The 17037-nt window shown below is 64.3% G+C and carries 12 protein-coding genes; 5 read left to right on the forward strand and 7 right to left on the reverse strand.

The features are described 5' to 3' along the window. Positions 1-9 precede the first annotated feature (9 nt). Genes HZF03_RS15160 through HZF03_RS15175 form a run of 4 tightly spaced genes read right to left on the reverse strand, consistent with a single transcriptional unit; the run spans position 10 to position 4599 of the window. Complete coding sequence (locus HZF03_RS15160; protein WP_119018226.1) at positions 10-615, reverse strand: K(+)-transporting ATPase subunit C; 606 nt, start codon at positions 613-615, stop codon at positions 10-12. Positions 616-627: 12 nt separating this feature from the next. Next, on the reverse strand, positions 628-2748 hold the full coding sequence (kdpB, locus tag HZF03_RS15165; RefSeq protein ID WP_119018225.1) for a potassium-transporting ATPase subunit KdpB: 2121 nt from the start codon (positions 2746-2748) through the stop codon (positions 628-630). 18 nt (positions 2749-2766) lie between these two features. Continuing rightward, on the reverse strand, positions 2767-4470 hold the full coding sequence (gene kdpA / locus HZF03_RS15170) for a potassium-transporting ATPase subunit KdpA (protein WP_119018224.1): 1704 nt from the start codon (positions 4468-4470) through the stop codon (positions 2767-2769). Positions 4471-4509: 39 nt separating this feature from the next. Then, on the reverse strand, positions 4510-4599 hold the full coding sequence (locus tag HZF03_RS15175) for a K(+)-transporting ATPase subunit F (protein ID WP_104511648.1): 90 nt from the start codon (positions 4597-4599) through the stop codon (positions 4510-4512). Between the two features lie 1351 nt (positions 4600-5950). Between HZF03_RS15175 and HZF03_RS15180 the strand changes: the two genes are divergently transcribed. Further along, positions 5951-6709 (forward strand): hypothetical protein, encoded by a 759-nt coding sequence (locus HZF03_RS15180; protein WP_234832221.1) that lies wholly within the window; start codon positions 5951-5953, stop codon positions 6707-6709. Here the strand turns inward: HZF03_RS15180 and HZF03_RS15185 are convergent. After that, on the reverse strand, positions 6699-8603 hold the full coding sequence (locus HZF03_RS15185; protein ID WP_119018222.1) for a potassium transporter Kup: 1905 nt from the start codon (positions 8601-8603) through the stop codon (positions 6699-6701). The genes HZF03_RS15180 and HZF03_RS15185 overlap by 11 nt on opposite strands. Positions 8604-8742: 139 nt before the next feature. On the opposite strand from HZF03_RS15185, the gene HZF03_RS24555 reads away from it, so the two are divergent. Continuing rightward, positions 8743-9153, forward strand: coding sequence for a sensor histidine kinase (locus HZF03_RS24555; protein ID WP_276510741.1), 411 nt, complete (start codon positions 8743-8745; stop codon positions 9151-9153). Positions 9154-9259: 106 nt separating this feature from the next. Here the strand turns inward: HZF03_RS24555 and HZF03_RS15195 are convergent, their stop codons facing one another. Together HZF03_RS15195 and HZF03_RS15200 are read right to left on the reverse strand one after the other, a co-directional pair. Further along, complete coding sequence (locus HZF03_RS15195) at positions 9260-12496, reverse strand: efflux RND transporter permease subunit (protein ID WP_119018221.1); 3237 nt, start codon at positions 12494-12496, stop codon at positions 9260-9262. Positions 12497-12625: 129 nt separating this feature from the next. Next, complete coding sequence (locus HZF03_RS15200) at positions 12626-13825, reverse strand: efflux RND transporter periplasmic adaptor subunit (RefSeq protein WP_119018220.1); 1200 nt, start codon at positions 13823-13825, stop codon at positions 12626-12628. A 197-nt stretch (positions 13826-14022) separates the two neighbouring features. On the opposite strand from HZF03_RS15200, the gene HZF03_RS15205 reads away from it, so the two are divergent. From HZF03_RS15205 to HZF03_RS15215, 3 genes are all read left to right on the forward strand, one after another. Further along, entirely contained in the window at positions 14023-14610 is a 588-nt protein-coding gene (locus HZF03_RS15205; protein WP_104511639.1) for a TetR/AcrR family transcriptional regulator, read from the forward strand. 131 nt (positions 14611-14741) lie between these two features. Beyond that, positions 14742-15908, forward strand: a complete 1167-nt coding sequence (locus tag HZF03_RS15210; protein ID WP_119018219.1) for a GGDEF domain-containing protein — start codon at positions 14742-14744, stop codon at positions 15906-15908. A gap of 133 nt (positions 15909-16041) precedes the next feature. After that, on the forward strand, positions 16042-17028 hold the full coding sequence (locus HZF03_RS15215) for an aldo/keto reductase (protein WP_119018218.1): 987 nt from the start codon (positions 16042-16044) through the stop codon (positions 17026-17028). Positions 17029-17037 lie beyond the last annotated feature (9 nt).

Consider the following 17037-nt stretch of genomic DNA (forward strand, 5'->3'; position numbering starts at 1 on the left):
CGGCGCGCCTTAGCGCGGCGCCGCGGCGTCGAGCGCGAGATTGAGCTTCAGCACGTTGACCCGCGACTCGCCGAGCACGCCGCCGAGCGGCTGCTCGATCGAGGCGCCGACCAGCTTCCGGATCTGCTCCTCCGGCACACCGCGCGCCTTGGCGACGCGCGGCACCTGAAACAGCGCGCCCTCCGGCGAGATGTCCGGGTCGAGCCCGCTGCCGCTGGTGGTGACGAGATCGACCGGAATCGGCGCTGCCGGGTTCTCCGCCTTCAGCTTGGCGACGTCCTCACTCAGACGATCCGCCAGAGCCTTGCTGGTCGGACCCAGATTAGAGCCGCCGGAGTTGGCCGCATTATACGGCGCCGAGATTGTCTTGGTGGAGTCGGCCGGATCGGGAGCGACCGTCGCCGACGGCCGACCATGGAAATACTCGTCGCCCTTGAACTCCTGCCCAATCAGCGCCGAGCCGACTACCTTGCCTCCCCGCTCGACCAGGCTTCCCTGGGCCTGATACGGAAACAGCACGGTAGCAAGGCCGGTCACGGCGAGCGGATAGGCCAGGCCTGTGATCATGGTGAGCGCCAGCAGCGACACGACGGCGGGACGAACTTCCTTCAACATGACGACTTCTCCTCACACCAGATGCAGGGCCGAGACGGCAAGGTCGATCACCTTGATGCCGATGAAGGGCACCAGGATGCCGCCGAGGCCGTAGACCAGCAGATTCCGCCGCAGCAGCGCCGCGGCTCCGACCGGCCGATACGAGACGCCCTTCAGCGCGAGCGGGATCAGCGCGATGATGATCAGCGCGTTGAAGATGATCGCCGACAGGATCGCGCTCTGCGGGCTGGCGAGGTGCATGACGTTCAACACGCCGAGCTGCGGATAGAACGCCAGGAACATCGCCGGGATAATGGCGAAATACTTGGCGACGTCGTTGGCGATCGAGAATGTGGTCAGCGCGCCGCGCGTCATCAGCAGCTGTTTTCCGATCTCGACAACCTCGATCAGCTTGGTCGGATTGGAGTCAAGGTCGACCATGTTGCCGGCCTCGCGCGCTGCCTGGGTGCCGGAATTCATCGCCACACCAACATCAGCCTGTGCCAGCGCAGGGGCGTCGTTGGTGCCGTCGCCGCACATCGCCACAAGCTTGCCCTTCGCCTGCTCGTCGCGGATCAGCCTGAGCTTGTCTTCCGGTGTCGCCTGAGCGAGGAAATCGTCGACGCCGGCTTCAGCAGCGATCGCCGCCGCGGTCATCGGATTGTCGCCGGTGATCATCACCGTGCGGATGCCCATCCGTCGCAGTTCGGCGAAGCGCTCGCGGATGCCGCCCTTGACGATGTCCTTGAGCTGGATAACGCCGAGCAGCTTGCCATCGCGGGCCACCGCAAGCGGCGTACCACCCGCCTTGGCAATCTCGTCGGCGATCGCCACCAGTTCGCGAGCGCCCTCCACGTTCGCGGCCGTCTCGATCGCGCGCGCGGCGTTGCCCTGGATCGAAGCTACGCCGGGGACGGCCGAGACAGAGGCCAGGATCGAGTCGACCGCGCCCTTGCGGATCGACGATCCGCCGATGTCGACGCCGCTCATCCGGGTCTGCGCGGTGAACGGAATGAAGTGAGCGCCGAGCTCGGCCAGATCACGACCGCGGATGCCGTGCTTCTCCTTAGCCAGCACCACAATCGACCGGCCTTCCGGCGTTTCGTCGGCAAGAGACGCCATCTGTGCAGCATCGGCAAGATCGCGCTCGCTGACGCCACGCACCGGACGGAACGCGGTCGCCTGGCGATTGCCGAGCGTGATGGTGCCGGTTTTGTCGAGCAGCAACGTGTCGACGTCACCGGCGGCCTCGACGGCACGGCCCGACATCGCCAGCACGTTGAAGCGTACCAGCCGGTCCATGCCGGCGATGCCGATCGCCGACAGCAGCGCACCGATCGTGGTCGGGATCAGCGTGACGAACAGCGCCACCAGGATCACCACGGAGATCTGCCCGCCCGCATAAGCAGCAAAGCTCGGAATCGTCACGGTGGCGAACACGAAGATGATGGTGAGGCCGGCGAGCAGAATGTTGAGCGCGATCTCATTCGGGGTCTTCTGCCGTTCCGCGCCTTCGACCAGCTTGATCATGCGGTCGAGGAACGAATGGCCGACTTCCGCGGTGATCCGCACCACGATGCGATCGGAGATCACCGTGGTGCCGCCGGTCACCGCCGAACGGTCGCCGCCGGACTCGCGGATCACCGGCGCGGACTCGCCGGTGATGGCCGCTTCGTTGACCGAGGCCACGCCTTCGACCACCTCGCCGTCGCCGGGGATCACGTCTCCGGCTTCGACCAGGACCATATCGCCGACCGAAAGGTGCTCGGCCGCGACGCCTTCATACAGCTCGGTATTGCCCGGCATCAGCAGCCGCTTGGCGACAGTGCCGACCCGGGTCTCGCGCAGCGTATTGGCCTGGGCCTTGCCGCGCCCTTCGGCGACCGCCTCCGCGAAGTTCGCAAACAGCACCGTGAACCACAGCCACAGGATGATCTGCCCGGTGAACCACAGATCCGCGCTGCCGGTGACGAGGTCGCGTACGAACAGCACCGTGGTCAGCGCAGCGACCACTTCCACCACGAACATCACCGGGTTTTTGATCATCACCCGAGGATCGAGCTTGGCGAACGACGTGCCGATCGCCGGCAACACGATCTTCGGGTCGAGCAAGGTCGACGACTTGCCGCGTGTCTTGATTTGAACCGCATCCATCGCAGTCACTCCGAATTCTCAGAACAGTGTCTTGGCCGACATCGAGACCTGCTCGACGATCGGGCCGAGCGCGAGCGCCGGGAAGAAGGTCAACCCACCGATGATCAGGATCACGCCGACGACCAGGCCGACGAACAGCCCGCCGGTGGTCGGCAACGTGCCAGCCGACGGCGGCACCAGCTTCTTGCCGGCAAGCGATCCGGCGATCGCCATCGTCGGTACGATCATCATGAACCGGCCGACGAACATCGCTGTCGCCAAGGTGAGGTTGTAGAAGAAGGTGTTGCCGGTGAGCCCGCCGAATGCCGACCCGTTGTTCGCGGTCGCCGACGTGAAGGCGTACAGCACCTCGCTGAAGCCATGCGGTCCGGCATTGCCCATCGAGGCGACCGCCGACGGCAGGACCACGGCGATAGCGGTCCAGCCGAGATACATCAGCGGAAGCACCAGGATCGCCAGCATCGCCATTTTCACTTCGCGGGCTTCGATCTTCTTGCCGACATATTCCGGGGTGCGCCCGACCATCAGCCCGGCGACGAAGATCGCCAGCACGACGAACAGCAGCATGCCGTACAGGCCGGCGCCGACGCCGCCGACGATGATCTCGCCGAGCTGCATGTTGATCAGTGGGATCATGCCGCCGAGCGCCGTGAAGGAATCGTGCATCGCGTTCACCGCGCCGCAGGAGGCGGCCGTGGTCACCACTGCGAACAGCGCCGACGCCACGATGCCGAACCGGACCTCCTTGCCTTCCATGTTGCCGCCGGTGATCCCGAGCGCATCAAGCGTCGCCGTTCCGGAAGCCTCGGCCCAGTAAGCAACCGCAATCCCCACCACGAACAGCACGCCCATGACGCCGAGGATAGCCCAGCCCTGCCGCTGATTGCCGATCATCCGGCCGAACACATTGGTGAGCGCGGCGCCGAGCACAAAGATCGACAACATCTGCACGAAATTGGACAGCGCTGTCGGGTTCTCGAACGGATGCGCGGCGTTGGCATTGAAGAAGCCGCCGCCATTGGTGCCCAGCATCTTGATTGCAACCTGCGAGGCGACAGGACCAACCGCGATCGTCTGCTTCGCTCCTTCGAGCGTAGTCGCGTCGACGTAGCTGCCCAAGGTCTGCGGCATGCCCTGCCACACCAGGAACAGCGCATAGGGAATACAGATCGGCAGCAGCACGTACAGCGTGCAGCGGGTGATATCGACCCAGAAGTTTCCAATGGTGCGCACCGATGCACGCGAGAAGCCGCGGATCAACGCCATCGCCAAGACGATACCGGTCGCGGCAGACAAGAAGTTCTGGTGTGTCAGCGCCAGCATCTGCGACAGATAGGACAGCGTGCTCTCGCCGCCGTAGTTCTGCCAGTTGGTGTTGGTGAGGAAGCTGATCGCCGTGTTGAACGCCAGATCCGGCGCCACCGCACCCTGCTCCGCAGGATTGAACGGCAGCAGCGCCTGCAGACGCAATACCGCGTAGATGATCGCGAAACCGCCGATGTGAAACAGCAGCATCGCCAGGGTGAAGGTCAGCCAATGCTGTTCCTGCTTTGGATCGACACCAGCTGCGCGATACAGCACTGTCTCGACCGGGCGCAGTACGGGCGTCAGCGGCGTCCACTCGCCGGCAAAGACGCGCGTCATGTACCAGCCGAGCGGCTTGACCAGTGCGACCACGACGGCGCCGAACAACGCAATTTGACACCAACCAATGAAGGTCATGGGTTTCGTCCTTGTTGTGCGTAGAGAACCGGCCTGAACTCAGAACCGTTCGGGACGCAGCAGCGCGTAGGTGAGATAAGCGAGCAGTCCCGCGGTCACGGCGCCCGCCAAGGCATAATCGATCGTCATCGCGGCTCTCCTAAAGACGCTCACACGCATAGGCGTAGCTGATCGCCAGCGTGAACAGTCCGGCGCATAGCGCCAGCATCAGAATGTCGGACATTGCAGGCCTCTTCTGCGACGGGCATCGTCATCAACGTGCCCTACTCGTGCCCTGCCGAAGTGCCACTCGCCGCGTAGGTTTTCGAGATCGCCGCGGCGACGAAAATATATGAAAGCTATAAAGGCGTCGGTCGGCGCCCATCTCGTGGGGACTACCCGGATCGAACGATCGGTCGTTTCCGTCGCGGTGACGACGCCGCTTCTGGCAGCTGACCGCGGTGGATGCCGACCGAGGAGAACGAAGTCATCATCGCGGCGGGCGACGACCTCGAAGCTCGAGCTCGACCCTCAGCCTGTGCAGTTTCGCAGCGGCGATCACGCCCTTGGCCGAACGCAGCACAACCAAAATGCCGCGGAGCAATCGTCGCAAGATGGATGGCACCAGGTATCGAGCGGAGGATGATCCTCGCACGGAAGACGAAGGTTGGATGCGGGGATATCGACGATCAGGCCGGAAGCCCGCCTCGATCCGGCTGTTCGGCGTCGCTGACATGGCGTTGTCCTTGCTCCTCGACCGCCACGACATGGATTGTCGCGCCGTGTAATTTCCAGGCAGGCCGACATGCCATTCCATAAGTGCCGCATAGCTTCGTCCAGCCGAACGCTGGCCACCTATTTTCTCTTTACATTTTCGGCCGCGGGACCTTCTCGAAACTCTATGGCGCCCCGCGTAGCTTGCGCGCGGCGCATGAGCCGTGAGGGACGAGCTTGACCGGGACTTCATCGCTATGGATCAGCGGCCTTCGCGCGGCTGTCGACGCACTCCGGGCGAAGGCAGATCGGGCGACGGCTGCTTGGCTGCGTTCCAAAGCCATACTGGCTGTCGGTCGCCACGATCGACAGGAGGCTTCGCGCGTCCCGTCGGAGCACACGGCGAGCGGAATACGAGGCGAACGCCCGTTCACCCGCCCCTGCGCCGCAGTCCTTGCACCCGGGATCCCGTTGCTCCTTGTCAAGCATCATCCCGAAGGCGGCTGGATCGTTCTCGACGAAGCCGGACAGTGCCGCGGCCACTTTCTTTTCAGATCGTCAGCGCTTGCGTTCGCCGGGAGGACAGCAGGCGAGATCAAACCCGCTATCCTTCTCGACGATAACCAAGCGGAACGACGGAAACACGCGAGCCGCATTCACTGGCTCCGCCGGCTGAACGACTGGCTTTCGTCATCGGATGAAGCTCCGAGCGCAGGTCGGATGTCTCGGCCGGTCCGGCTGCGCCCCGCTTCACGCTCTTCGCTCCAAGCCAAGATGGATGATCGCCGTGCCCACTGACATCCGGTTGCCCCGTCGGTCCAAGGCAACCCGACAAATGATGTCCCGGTCGTGCCTGCTCTTTCTAGGCGTCGCCGCTGCCTCGACGACGCTGCTGATCCTCGGTGTGGGACCATCCTGGATCGCCTTCGCCAACCTCGGCATCAGTCTGGCAGCCGCTGGCATTGCCGCACATCCCAGATGGACCGGCCCGGCACTGACAGCGGCAAGGCCATGGTTTCCGCGCAGGGACAGAAGCCGGGCGAACCGCCGTGCCACCTTCGTCTCGATCGCCGCGCCGTTGCTCCCGCGACGCACGATCCGCCGGTTCAAACGGGTGGCGCGGCAGTCCGATACGATTCACCGGCGGCGCGCCGACGCCGAAGCGAGACTTCGCGATTTCGGTGACCAGATCTCGGCAGCATCGATGAAAACGTCACCCACGATCCGAAAACTGCGGGACCTTATCGCCGTGTTGTCGATCGAAGCGGTGATGGCGGATGAAGCGGTCAAAATGCTCGCCCACGAAATTGCAGCGAGCATCCAGGACCAGTTACAGGACGGTAAGACGATCGCTCGCGGCAGACGCCAGTCCGACGATCGGTGGATCGACATCTCACCGGACGAATGGCGAATGCTCAGGCTGGACGCCTCCCTCGCCATCGCCCATCACCACGCCAGCGGCGAGACGGCCTACTCGCAGCTTGAACTCGCGATGTGCGTCCGTCACGGAGAGCATTATGCCAAGCAGACAGTGCTCACACCGTAATCTGCATCCCGACTTCCACCGCGCGACCGGTGGGGATCTTGAAGTACAGGCTGGCGTCGTCCGACCATTTGGCCATGTTGACGAACAGCAAGCCTTGCCAACGCGGCATCTCGGACGGGTTTGCCTGGCGGATCACCCGCCGCGACAGGAAGAACGACGTGCTCATCATGTCGAAGGCGAAGCCCAGCGGCCGGCATGCGACCAGCGCCTTGGGAACGTCCGGCGTCTCCATGTAGCCGAACCGAACGGTGATCTTGGCGAAGCTGTCGTTGACGGGCTCATAGCTCAGCCGCTCGTCCTCGCTGACGCGCGGGACGTCTTCGGTCGCGACCCGTAGGATCACGTTCTTTTCGTGGAGCACCTTGTTGTGCTTCAGATTGTGCATCAACGATGTCGGCGTCGAGTTCGGGTTGCCGGTCAGGAACACGGCCGTACCGCGAACGCGGCTGATCGACGACGAAACCGAGATCGAGGCGATGAAGTCGTTCAGATCGATTTCGTCCCGAACCGTCTTACGCGCCACGATCTTCGAACCGCGTCGCCACGTCACCATCACGCCCATCAGGCCGACGCCGATCATGAGCGGGATCCAGCCGCCGTCGACGATCTTGAGCAGATTGGCCATCAGGAAGATCAGATCGATGATCAGGAACGGCACGATAATCGCGGTCGCGACAGCGGCCGGCCAATGCCAGCATTTCCGCATGACGAAGAATGCCATGATGCTGGTCAGCACCATCGTGCCGGTGACGGCAATGCCGTAGGCCGACGCCAGCGCACTCGACGATTTGAATGCGAACACCAGATACAGCACCGCGATCAGCAGCAGCCAGTTGGCGCGGGGAATGTAGATCTGGCCCTTCTCGGTCTCGGACGTGCGGCGGATCTCCATCCGCGGCAACAGCCCGAGCTGGATCGCCTGCTGTGTCAGCGAATAGGCGCCCGAGATCACGGCCTGGCTGGCGATGATCGTCGCGCCGGTCGCGATCCAGACCATCGGCAGCAGCGCCCAATCCGGAAACAGCAGGAAGAACGGGTTCTCCAGCCGCTCCGGATGCGACAGCAGCATTGCGCCCTGCCCCAGATAGCACAGCGCGAGCGCAGGAAACACCAGCACCAGCCACGCGACCTGAATCGGCCGCCGGCCGAAGTGGCCCATGTCGGCGTACAACGCCTCGGCGCCGGTCACAGTCAGAAAGACTGCACCCAGCGCCAGCAACCCGGCGTGGCCGTGATGCATGAGAAAGTCGATGCCGTAGATTGGATTGACCGCGCCGAGGATGTGGAGGTTGTCCATCAGGTTGGCGGTCCCGGCGACCGCCATCAGGCCGAACCAAATCAGCATCAATGGGCCGAACCACGTCGCCACCGCGGCGGTGCCCCAGCTCTGCACCAAAAAGAGCCCGACCAAGATCGCCATGCTGAGCGGCAGGATGTACGGATCGAACCCGGGTGCCACCAACTTCAGGCCTTCCACCGCGGATAGCACTGAAATTGCCGGCGTGATGATGGCATCGCCATAGAACAACGCGGCACCGGCCATGCCGAGCAGCGAGATCGCCGCGAACCTTCGCCGCATCACGCTCTGCAGCAGCGCCATCAGGGTCAGCGTTCCGCCTTCGCCGTGGTTATCGGCTCGCATGATCAGCAGCACGTATTTCAACGTGACGATGATCAGGAGCGTCCACAGCATCAGCGACAGCACGCCGAAGATCATCTCTTGCGTCAGCGCCCCGCCCGCCGATGCGGCGGTGAGGCTCTCTTTCAGGGCGTACAATGGGCTTGTGCCGATGTCGCCATAGACGACGCCGATCGACCCCAGGGCGAGCGTCCAGAACGAATTCGGCTTGGGAGAAGCCTTCGCAAGCGTGACGTCGGAAACGGCTTCGGTCATGGCGCCCTGTGACGGTCAGCGGGCAACCTGCCCGCAATTTCCGGCACCCTGAAATTACCCCGGACGGGACGTCAAGACACCGCAGCACGCAATCGACGCTACGCCTATACGGCTCCTATATCGAGAGCGGCGGTTCTTTATGAGATCTTTATATCCGGCTTCCGGACCGCCCAACGGGCCACCAGCGGTCCACCTTCTTCCTCCGCGCCCAACGCCGGGATTCGGCTTCGGCGAACGCCGGCTGCCGCCCGATATCGAGAGCGCGCTGTACAGGATCGTTCAGGAAGGGATCACCAATGTGGTCCGCCACGCCCATGCGACCCGCGTCGGCGTCATCCTCGAATTTCGCGGCAGCGACGTGATCTGCATCATCGAGGACAACGGCTGCGGCATCCCTCCGGAACAGGCAGACGAACATTCGTCCCGGAGTCTCGGACTCGTCGGGATGCGGGAACGACTTGCCTCGGTGGACGGCACCGTCGAACTGGAAACCGAGGCAGGTCGCGGCACCGCGCTGTTCGTCCGCGTTCCCCTCGGCAGGCCGAGCTGAAGCGAAGCGGCGCCGAGTAAGACCCGACGCCGCTTCAGCCGCTCATCCCCAAGATCTGCTCCATCGGCATCAAATCATGCCGCGCCCAGCCGCGCCAAGGATCGCATTATGGATGCGATCCGACGACGGTCTGCTGCCGTGGCTCGGGCTCGTGCGACGCCGGCGCCAACGGCGCGTCCTGGTCGACCGTGCCCTCGCCGTGTTGCGTCAGCGGCCGGTTGCCAGCGAGCGCACGCAGCAGCACATAAAACATCGGCGTGAAGAAGATGCCGAACGCAGTGACGCCGATCATGCCGGCGAACACCGCAACGCCCATGGCGTGGCGCATCTCCGAGCCGGCGCCGGTCGAGGTCACCAGCGGCACCACGCCCATGATGAACGCCATCGACGTCATCAGGATCGGCCGCAGCCGCAACCGGCTGGCCTCGATCGCCGCCTGGATCGGCTTGCGCCCAGCGAACTCCAGTTCGCGCGCGAACTCGACGATCAGGATGGCGTTCTTGGCTGACAGGCCGACCAGCACGATCAACCCGATCTGGGTGAACACGTTGTTGTCACCCTTGCTGACCCAAACGCCGAACATTGCGGCGAGCAGGCCCATCGGCACGATCATGATGATCGACAGCGGCAGCGTCAGGCTTTCGTACTGCGCGGCCAGCACCAGGAACACCAGCAGCAGCGCCACCGGGAACACAATCAGCGACGAATTACCGGCGATGATCTCCTGATAGGTCAGCTCGGTCCATTCATACGACGTGCCCTTCGGCAGCGTCTCCTTGGCGACGCGCTCGATCGCAGCCTGCGCCTGCCCGGTCGAATAGCCGGGCGCCGCGCCGCCGCTGAGATCGGCGGTGAGGAAGCCGTTGTAGCGCATCGCCCGCTCCGGCCCGGCGCTCTCCTTGACCCGCAGCAGCGTCGACAGCGGGATCATTTCGCCGGAGTCCGAGCGCACCTTGAGCTGGCCGATGTCGTCCGCCCGCGCCCTGAACTTGGCGTCGGCCTGCACCCGCACCGAATAGGTGCGGCCGAACTTGTTGAAGTCGTTGACGTAGAGCGAGCCGAGATAGATCTGCATGGTCTCGAAAATCGAGGTCACCGGCACATTGAGCTGCCGGGCCTTGGTGCGATCGACGTCGGCATAGAGCTGCGGCACGTTGATCTGATAGCTGGTGAACAGACCGGCCAGTTCCTTTTGCGCGCTCGCCTTGGCGACGAACGCCTTAGTGGCGTCGTTCAGCGCCTCATAGCCGAGCCCGGCACGGTCCTCGATCTGCAGCTTGAAACCACCGATGGTGCCAAGGCCGGAGACCGGCGGCGGCGGAAACATCGCGATGAACGCATCCTGGATGCCGGCGAACTTCTTGTTCAGCGACATCGCGATCGCATTGCCGCTGAGCGACTTGTCCTTGCGCTCGTCGAACGATTTCAGGCCGATGAACACGATGCCGGAGTTCGACGAGTTGGTGAAACCGTTGATCGACAGGCCGGGAAACTGGATCGAGTTCTCCACTCCCGGCTCCTGCTGGGCGATCTCGCCCATCCGCCGGATCACCTCCTCGGTGCGGTCCAGCGTGGCGCCGTCCGGAAGCTGCGCGAAGCCGACCAGATACTGCTTGTCCTGCCCCGGCACGAAGCCGCCCGGCACCGCATGGAACAGATAGAAAGTGGCTCCGACCAGCAGCAGATACAGCCCCATGCCGACCGCGCGACGCGATACCACGCGCTTGACGCCGCGACCATAAGCCTCCGAGCTGCGCGCGAAGAAGCGGTTGAAGCGGACGAAAAACCAGCCGAGCGTCTTGTCCATGAAGCGCGTCAGCGCGTCCTTCGGCGCGTCGTGGCCCTTCAGCAGCAGCGCCGCGAGCGCCGGCGACAGCGTCAGCGAATTGAACGCGGAGATCACCGTCGAGATCGCCACCGTCAGGGCGAACTGCTTATAGAACTGCCCGGTGAGACCGGTGATGAAGGCGAGCGGCACGAACACCGCGACCAGCACCAGGGCGATCGCGATGATCGGTCCGGTGACTTCGCGCATCGCCTGATAGGCAGCGTCCTTCGGCCCAAGCCCGCGCTCGATGTTGCGCTCGACGTTCTCCACCACGACGATGGCGTCGTCGACCACGATGCCGATGGCCAGCACCAGGCCGAACAAGGTCAGCGCGTTGATTGAAAATCCGAACACATGCATCACCGCGAAGGTGCCGACCACCGACACCGGCACCGCGATCAGCGGAATGATCGACGCCCGCCAGGTCTGCAAGAACATGATCACCACCAGCACCACCAGCGCGATCGCTTCGAGCAGCGTGTGGATCACCGCCTCGATCGAGGCGCGGACGAACTGGGTCGGATCATAGACGATGTCGTAGGAGACGCCGTCCGGCATGTTCTGCTTCAGCTCCTTCATCGTCGCACGGACGTTGTCGGAGATCTGAATCGCGTTGGAGCCCGGCGACTGGAAGATCGGGATCGCAACTGCAGACTTGTTGTTGAGCAGCGAGCGCAGCGCATAGTCGGCAGCGCCGAGTTCGATCCGCGCGATGTCGCGCAGCCGCACCACCTCGCCGCCCGCACCATTCTTGACGATGATCTCGCCGAATTCCTCTTCGGTCTGCAGCCTTCCCTGCGCATTGACCGAGAGCTGCAGATCGAGCCCCGGCTCGCCCGGCGAGCTGCCGACCTGCCCGGCCGCGGCCTGGACGTTCTGGGTGCGGATCTCGCGCACCACGTCGGCCGGCGACAGGCCGCGCTCGGCGACCTTCTGCGGATCGAGCCAGACCCGCATCGAATAGTCGCCCGAGCCGAACAACTGCACCTGGCCGACGCCGGGAATTCGTGCCAGCCGGTCCTTGACGTTAAGCACCGCGTAGTTGCGCAAGTAGGTCATGTCGTAGCGGTCGTTCGGCGACATCAGATGCACGACCATGGTCAGGTCGGGCGCGCTCTTGATGGTGGTGATGCCGAGCGCACGCACTTCCGCCGGCAACCGCGGTTCGGCCTGCGAGACGCGGTTCTGCACCAGTTGCTGCGCCTTGTCCGGATCGGTGCCGAGGCGGAAAGTGACGTTGAGCGTCATCTTGCCGTCGGTGGTCGCCTGGCTGCTCATGTAGAGCATGTTCTCGACGCCGTTGATCTGCTCCTCGATCGGCGTCGACACCGTCTCGGCGATCACCTTGGGATTGGCACCGGGATATTGCGCCGATACCACGATCGTCGGCGGCGCCACTTCGGGATATTCGGAGATCGGCAGCACCGGCATCGACAACAGGCCGGCGAGGAAGATCACCGCTGACAGCACGCCGGCGAAGATCGGGCGATCGATGAAGAACTTGGAGAAATTCATGGCTGTGATCCGCCGGTTCGCCCGCACGCGGGCGCAATGATCCCTGCACGGCGGACCGGACGTCTGCCGAGTTGCTGTATGTTGAGAACAATGTGGGGCAGCCCCGCCTTAGAGGCGGAGCCGCGACAATTAGTTCTGCGCGACCGTCTTGCTCGAGGCGGCGGCATCCATCGCCACCGTCTCGGGCTTGATGGTGACGCCGGGACGGACCCGCTGCAGGCCGTTGACGACGATGCGTTCGCCGGCCCTGAGTCCGGAAGCCACCACCCGCAGGCCGTCGACCGAGGCCCCCAGCGTCACTTCACGGTATTCGGCATGGTTCTGGGCATCGACCACCATCACGAACTTCTTGTTCTGGTCGGTGCCGACCGCACGCTCGCTGACCAGCAGCGCTGCTTCCGGCTTCGGCTGTCCCATCGACAGCCGCGCGAACTGGCCCGGCATCAGCCGGCCGTCGGCATTGTCGAATACCGCACGCACCCGCACCGTGCCGGAGCGCGGATCGACCTGGTTGTCGATGAACTGCATCTTGCCCTTCACCGGCGCCCCTCCCGCGACAGTCGTCATCTCGACTGGAATCCGTTCGATCGCACCCGGGGTGTTTTCGTCCGCGAGGGTCTTCAGCGCGCGGGTCACCACCTGCTCGTCGGCATTGAAGCTGGCATAGATTGGATTGACCGAAACCAACGTGGTGAGCAGCGGCGAGTTCGGGCCGGCGGCGATCAGGTTGCCGACGGTGATCTCCACCTTGCCGACCCGGCCGGACACCGGGGCGCTGATCTCGGTGTAGCTGAGGTTCAGCTCGGCGGTCTTCAGCGCCGCTTCGGCCGATCTGAGGTTCGCCTCCGCCTCACGATAGGCATTGAGGCGGTTGTCGACCTCGCGCTGGGTGATGCTGGAGCTGGAGAGCTGTTGGCTGCGTTCGACATCGGCCTTGGTGAAGACGACCCGCGCACGGGCCGCCGACAACTGCGCCTGGGCGCGATCGACCTCAGCGGCGTACAGCGACGGATCGATCCTAACCAACAGGTCGCCCTTGTTTACCAGAGCGCCTTCCCTGAACTGGATTTGCTGGACGGCACCGGCGACCCGCGAGCGGATCTCGACCCGCTCGATCGCCTCCAGCCGGCCGGAGAATGCGTCGGACGGCGTGGTCGCCTTGGATTCGACGAGCGCCACCGAAACTGGCACCGCCGGCGGAGGCGCCGCGGTGGTTTCGGCAAGCGCCCCACCCGGGCGGCCGATCAGCGCTGCGCCGCCGGCAAGGGCTACCGAAACCGCCACGATCCCTGCACCCAGCGCGACATTCCGAACAAGTGTATTCGCCATGATGACTCCCGTTCAACCATAGCGGGCTTGCAAAAAGCCCTGCAAATTCAGTAACTCGTGGACGCAACGCAGTTTGGCCAGATCACGATCGGCCTACGCTGCATCGCACATCAATACCGTACGGTATAGATGGACTATCGACATCCACTGTCAAGAGACTTATCTACCGGTTGGTAGAAATCTCTGGAGATCCAGCCATGGCCATGGGCCGCCCCCGCGAATTCGATGTCGATGCAGCGCTCGACCTCGCTTTGCATGTGTTCTGGCGCAAGGGGTACGAAGGCACCTCGATGGCGGACCTCACCGAGGCGATGGGTATCACCAAGCCGAGCCTGTATGCGGCGTTCGGCAACAAGGAAGAGCTGTTCCGCAAGGCGCTGGACCGCTACGTCGACGGGCCCGGCGGCTACTACCAGGCCGGCCTGCAGAAGCCGACCGCGCGCGAGGTGGTCGAGCACATCCTTCACGGCGCGGTCGATGCGATGACCGACCCGAGCAACCCCGGCTGTCTGGCGGTACAGGGCGCGCTGTGTTGCGGCGAGGCAGCCGAGACCATCAAGCAGGAACTGGCTGCTCGCCGCGCCAAGACCGAGGACGATCTGCGACTTCGCCTGGACCGGGCGATCACCGAAGGTGACCTACCGGCGCAAGCCGACGCCGGCGACCTGGCCCGCTACGTGTCGGCGATCCTGCAGGGCATGGCGGTGCAGGCGGCTAGCGGCGCCCCAAGCGAGCAGCTGCACAAGCTCGCCGACATCGCCCTCCGAAACTGGCCACCCGTGTAGCGCCTCTGCCCGGTGGGCGTGACGCACGTTAGCGCTCACCGCAAACGTTTCGTTAACGATACAGCCACCCAAGTACCAACGTTGCGCGCAGTTGCTATCGCTTATTAGGAACTGCCGGCGATGTTGCATGCATGCGCTTTCCGGTGTTGTCCCGCTTCCTGCATCCCGACCCGCGGATCCGCCGCGAGCTGGTCGAATTGCTCTACACCTCGCTGCCGCAGGTGATGGCAATCGGCGTGACATCGGTGACGGGCGCGTTGGCACTCACCCTGCTCGGAGACGATCCGGGCTATGCGGTGATTACGTTTTTCATTCTGGTCACCGCTACCGCGCGGGTATTCTCGTTGATGCGGTACAAGGCGCGCGCGGCGCGGTTCACCGACGCCGATGTAGTGCGCTGGGAACGTCTGTACGGCGCCGGCGCCACCGCTTTCGGCTTAGCACTCGGCGCGCTATCGTTCCGGGCGCTGCAGCTCGGCGATGCCCCCGGCGCGTGGATCGCATTCGGCTTGTCGATGTCGTATTGCGTCGGCATGGTGTCGCGCGCCGCGATCCGCCCGTGGATCATCCTCACCGCTGCAGCGGCTCTGCTGATGCCCACCATGATCGCCGGCCTGATGCGTCCTGAACTCGCGTACAAGATCGGCGCCGGCATGCTGGTGCTGTTCTGGCTGACGCTGCGCGAAGCCTCGAAGCATCTCAGCGCCGCCTTCACCGAGCGTCTCGAGGCCAAGCACCGGCTGGCGCGGCAGGCCACGCATGACTTCCTCACCGACCTGCCGAACCGCGCCGGCTTCCTGCAGGCGCTGTCGGACATGGCGGGCAACTTCACCGTGGTGGCGATCGATCTCGATGGCTTTAAGCCGATCAACGATCGACACGGTCACCACACCGGCGATGATCTGCTTCGCCAGGTCGCCGAGCGGCTGACCACTTGCGTCGGCGCCGACGGCATCGCCGCACGGTTCGGCGGCGACGAGTTCATGCTGCTGAAACCGGTCACCAGTGCCGAACAGGGCCGCGACGAAGCGCTCGCGCTGGCGCGCAAAGCAGTGTTTGACCTGTCGATGCCGTATCTGCTGGCCGACCTGCCGGTGTGTATCGGCGCCAGCGCCGGCATCGCCGTCAGTCACGCCGCGCTGACCGGAGGCAACACCGCGCAATTGCTCGAGCGCGTCGACCGCGCGCTGTATGTCGCCAAACGCGCCGGCGGCGGCTGCGCCTGGGCCGACGGCGATATCGAACCATCCTGCTGCCCGCGCATTGCGCCGCTGGCAAAGGACTCCGCTGCGGCCTGACCGCGGTGCCCGCGGTAGCTACTCACCAGCCTCATCACGAGCTTCGTTTGCGCCAATTCAATGCGCGGCCTGTCGCCGCCGTGACATGTTGCGGCGTCATATTGTGCAGTTCATTGAAGTTGGAGTCACGGCCATGAAGCAGCGAGTTCTCGGGAGCAGCGGGATCAGCGTCGGTGAGATCGGGCTCGGCTGCATGGGGATGTCGCCGGAATTCTACGGCTCCTCGGACGACGCCTCGTCGCTGCGCACGCTGGAGCACGCCTATGCGAACGGCGTAACGCTGTATGACACAGCCGACATGTACGGCCGCGGTCACAATGAGCAGTTACTGTCCTCGTTTCTGCGCGCGCATCCGGACGTGCGCATCGCCAGCAAATTCGGCATCGTCCGTCAGGACAATGTGCTGGAGCGCACGATCGATAACTCGCCGGAATACATCGTGCAGGCTTGCGATGCCTCGTTGAAGCGGCTCGGCGTCGAGACGATCGACCTGTATTACGTGCACCGCATCGACACCAACCGGCCGATAGAGGAGACCATCGGCACGATGGCGCGGCTGGTGACAGCCGGCAAAGTCCGCGCACTCGGGATCTCGGAATGCTCGGCCACGACGCTGCGCCGGGCACATGCGGTGCATCCAATCGCGGCGGTGCAGAGCGAGTACAGCCTGTGGACCCGCGATCCGGAAGCCGAAGTGCTGCCGGCGTGCAACGAGCTCGGCATTGCATTCGTGGCCTATTCGCCGCTCGGCCGGGGCATGCTGACCGGTGCGATCAACAGTTCCGACAGCTTCGAAGCCAACGACTACCGCCGCCGCTCGCCGCGGTTCGTCGGCGACAATCTCGATGCCAATCTAAAGCTGGTGGACAAGATCCGGCAGCTCGCGGCCACAAAAGGCTGTACGCCGGCGCAGCTTGCGATCGCGTGGCTACTGCACCAGAGCGATCGGATCATTCCGATCCCGGGAACACGGCGGATTGCGACGCTGGATGAGAACCTCGGCGCGTCCGAGGTGTCGCTGAGCGCGGATGATCTTGCGGCCATCCGCGACGCGTTACCGGCCGGCGCTGCCGTGGGCGCGCGCTATCCGGAGAGCGCGCTGGCCGGGCTCAATGGCTGAGCCCGCCCC

This window comes from Rhodopseudomonas palustris (assembly GCF_013415845.1).
Classification (GTDB): Bacteria; Pseudomonadota; Alphaproteobacteria; order Rhizobiales; family Xanthobacteraceae; genus Rhodopseudomonas; species Rhodopseudomonas palustris_F.

Bases quoted from the DNA above. Each gene is read 5' to 3' on its own strand.
- HZF03_RS15195 (WP_119018221.1), bottom strand. From the start codon at position 12,496: ATGAATTTCTCCAAGTTCTTCATCGATCGCCCGATCTTCGCCGGCGTG.
- HZF03_RS15210 (WP_119018219.1), top strand. From the start codon at position 14,742: ATGCGCTTTCCGGTGTTGTCCCGCTTCCTGCATCCCGACCCGCGGATC.
- kdpA (WP_119018224.1), bottom strand. From the start codon at position 4,470: ATGACCTTCATTGGTTGGTGTCAAATTGCGTTGTTCGGCGCCGTCGTG.
- HZF03_RS24555 (WP_276510741.1), top strand. From the start codon at position 8,743: ATGAGATCTTTATATCCGGCTTCCGGACCGCCCAACGGGCCACCAGCG.
- HZF03_RS15175 (WP_104511648.1), bottom strand. From the start codon at position 4,599: ATGACGATCGATTATGCCTTGGCGGGCGCCGTGACCGCGGGACTGCTC.
- HZF03_RS15185 (WP_119018222.1), bottom strand. From the start codon at position 8,603: ATGACCGAAGCCGTTTCCGACGTCACGCTTGCGAAGGCTTCTCCCAAG.
- kdpB (WP_119018225.1), bottom strand. From the start codon at position 2,748: ATGGATGCGGTTCAAATCAAGACACGCGGCAAGTCGTCGACCTTGCTC.
- HZF03_RS15205 (WP_104511639.1), top strand. From the start codon at position 14,023: ATGGCCATGGGCCGCCCCCGCGAATTCGATGTCGATGCAGCGCTCGAC.
- HZF03_RS15215 (WP_119018218.1), top strand. From the start codon at position 16,042: ATGAAGCAGCGAGTTCTCGGGAGCAGCGGGATCAGCGTCGGTGAGATC.
- HZF03_RS15200 (WP_119018220.1), bottom strand. From the start codon at position 13,825: ATGGCGAATACACTTGTTCGGAATGTCGCGCTGGGTGCAGGGATCGTG.
- HZF03_RS15160 (WP_119018226.1), bottom strand. From the start codon at position 615: ATGTTGAAGGAAGTTCGTCCCGCCGTCGTGTCGCTGCTGGCGCTCACC.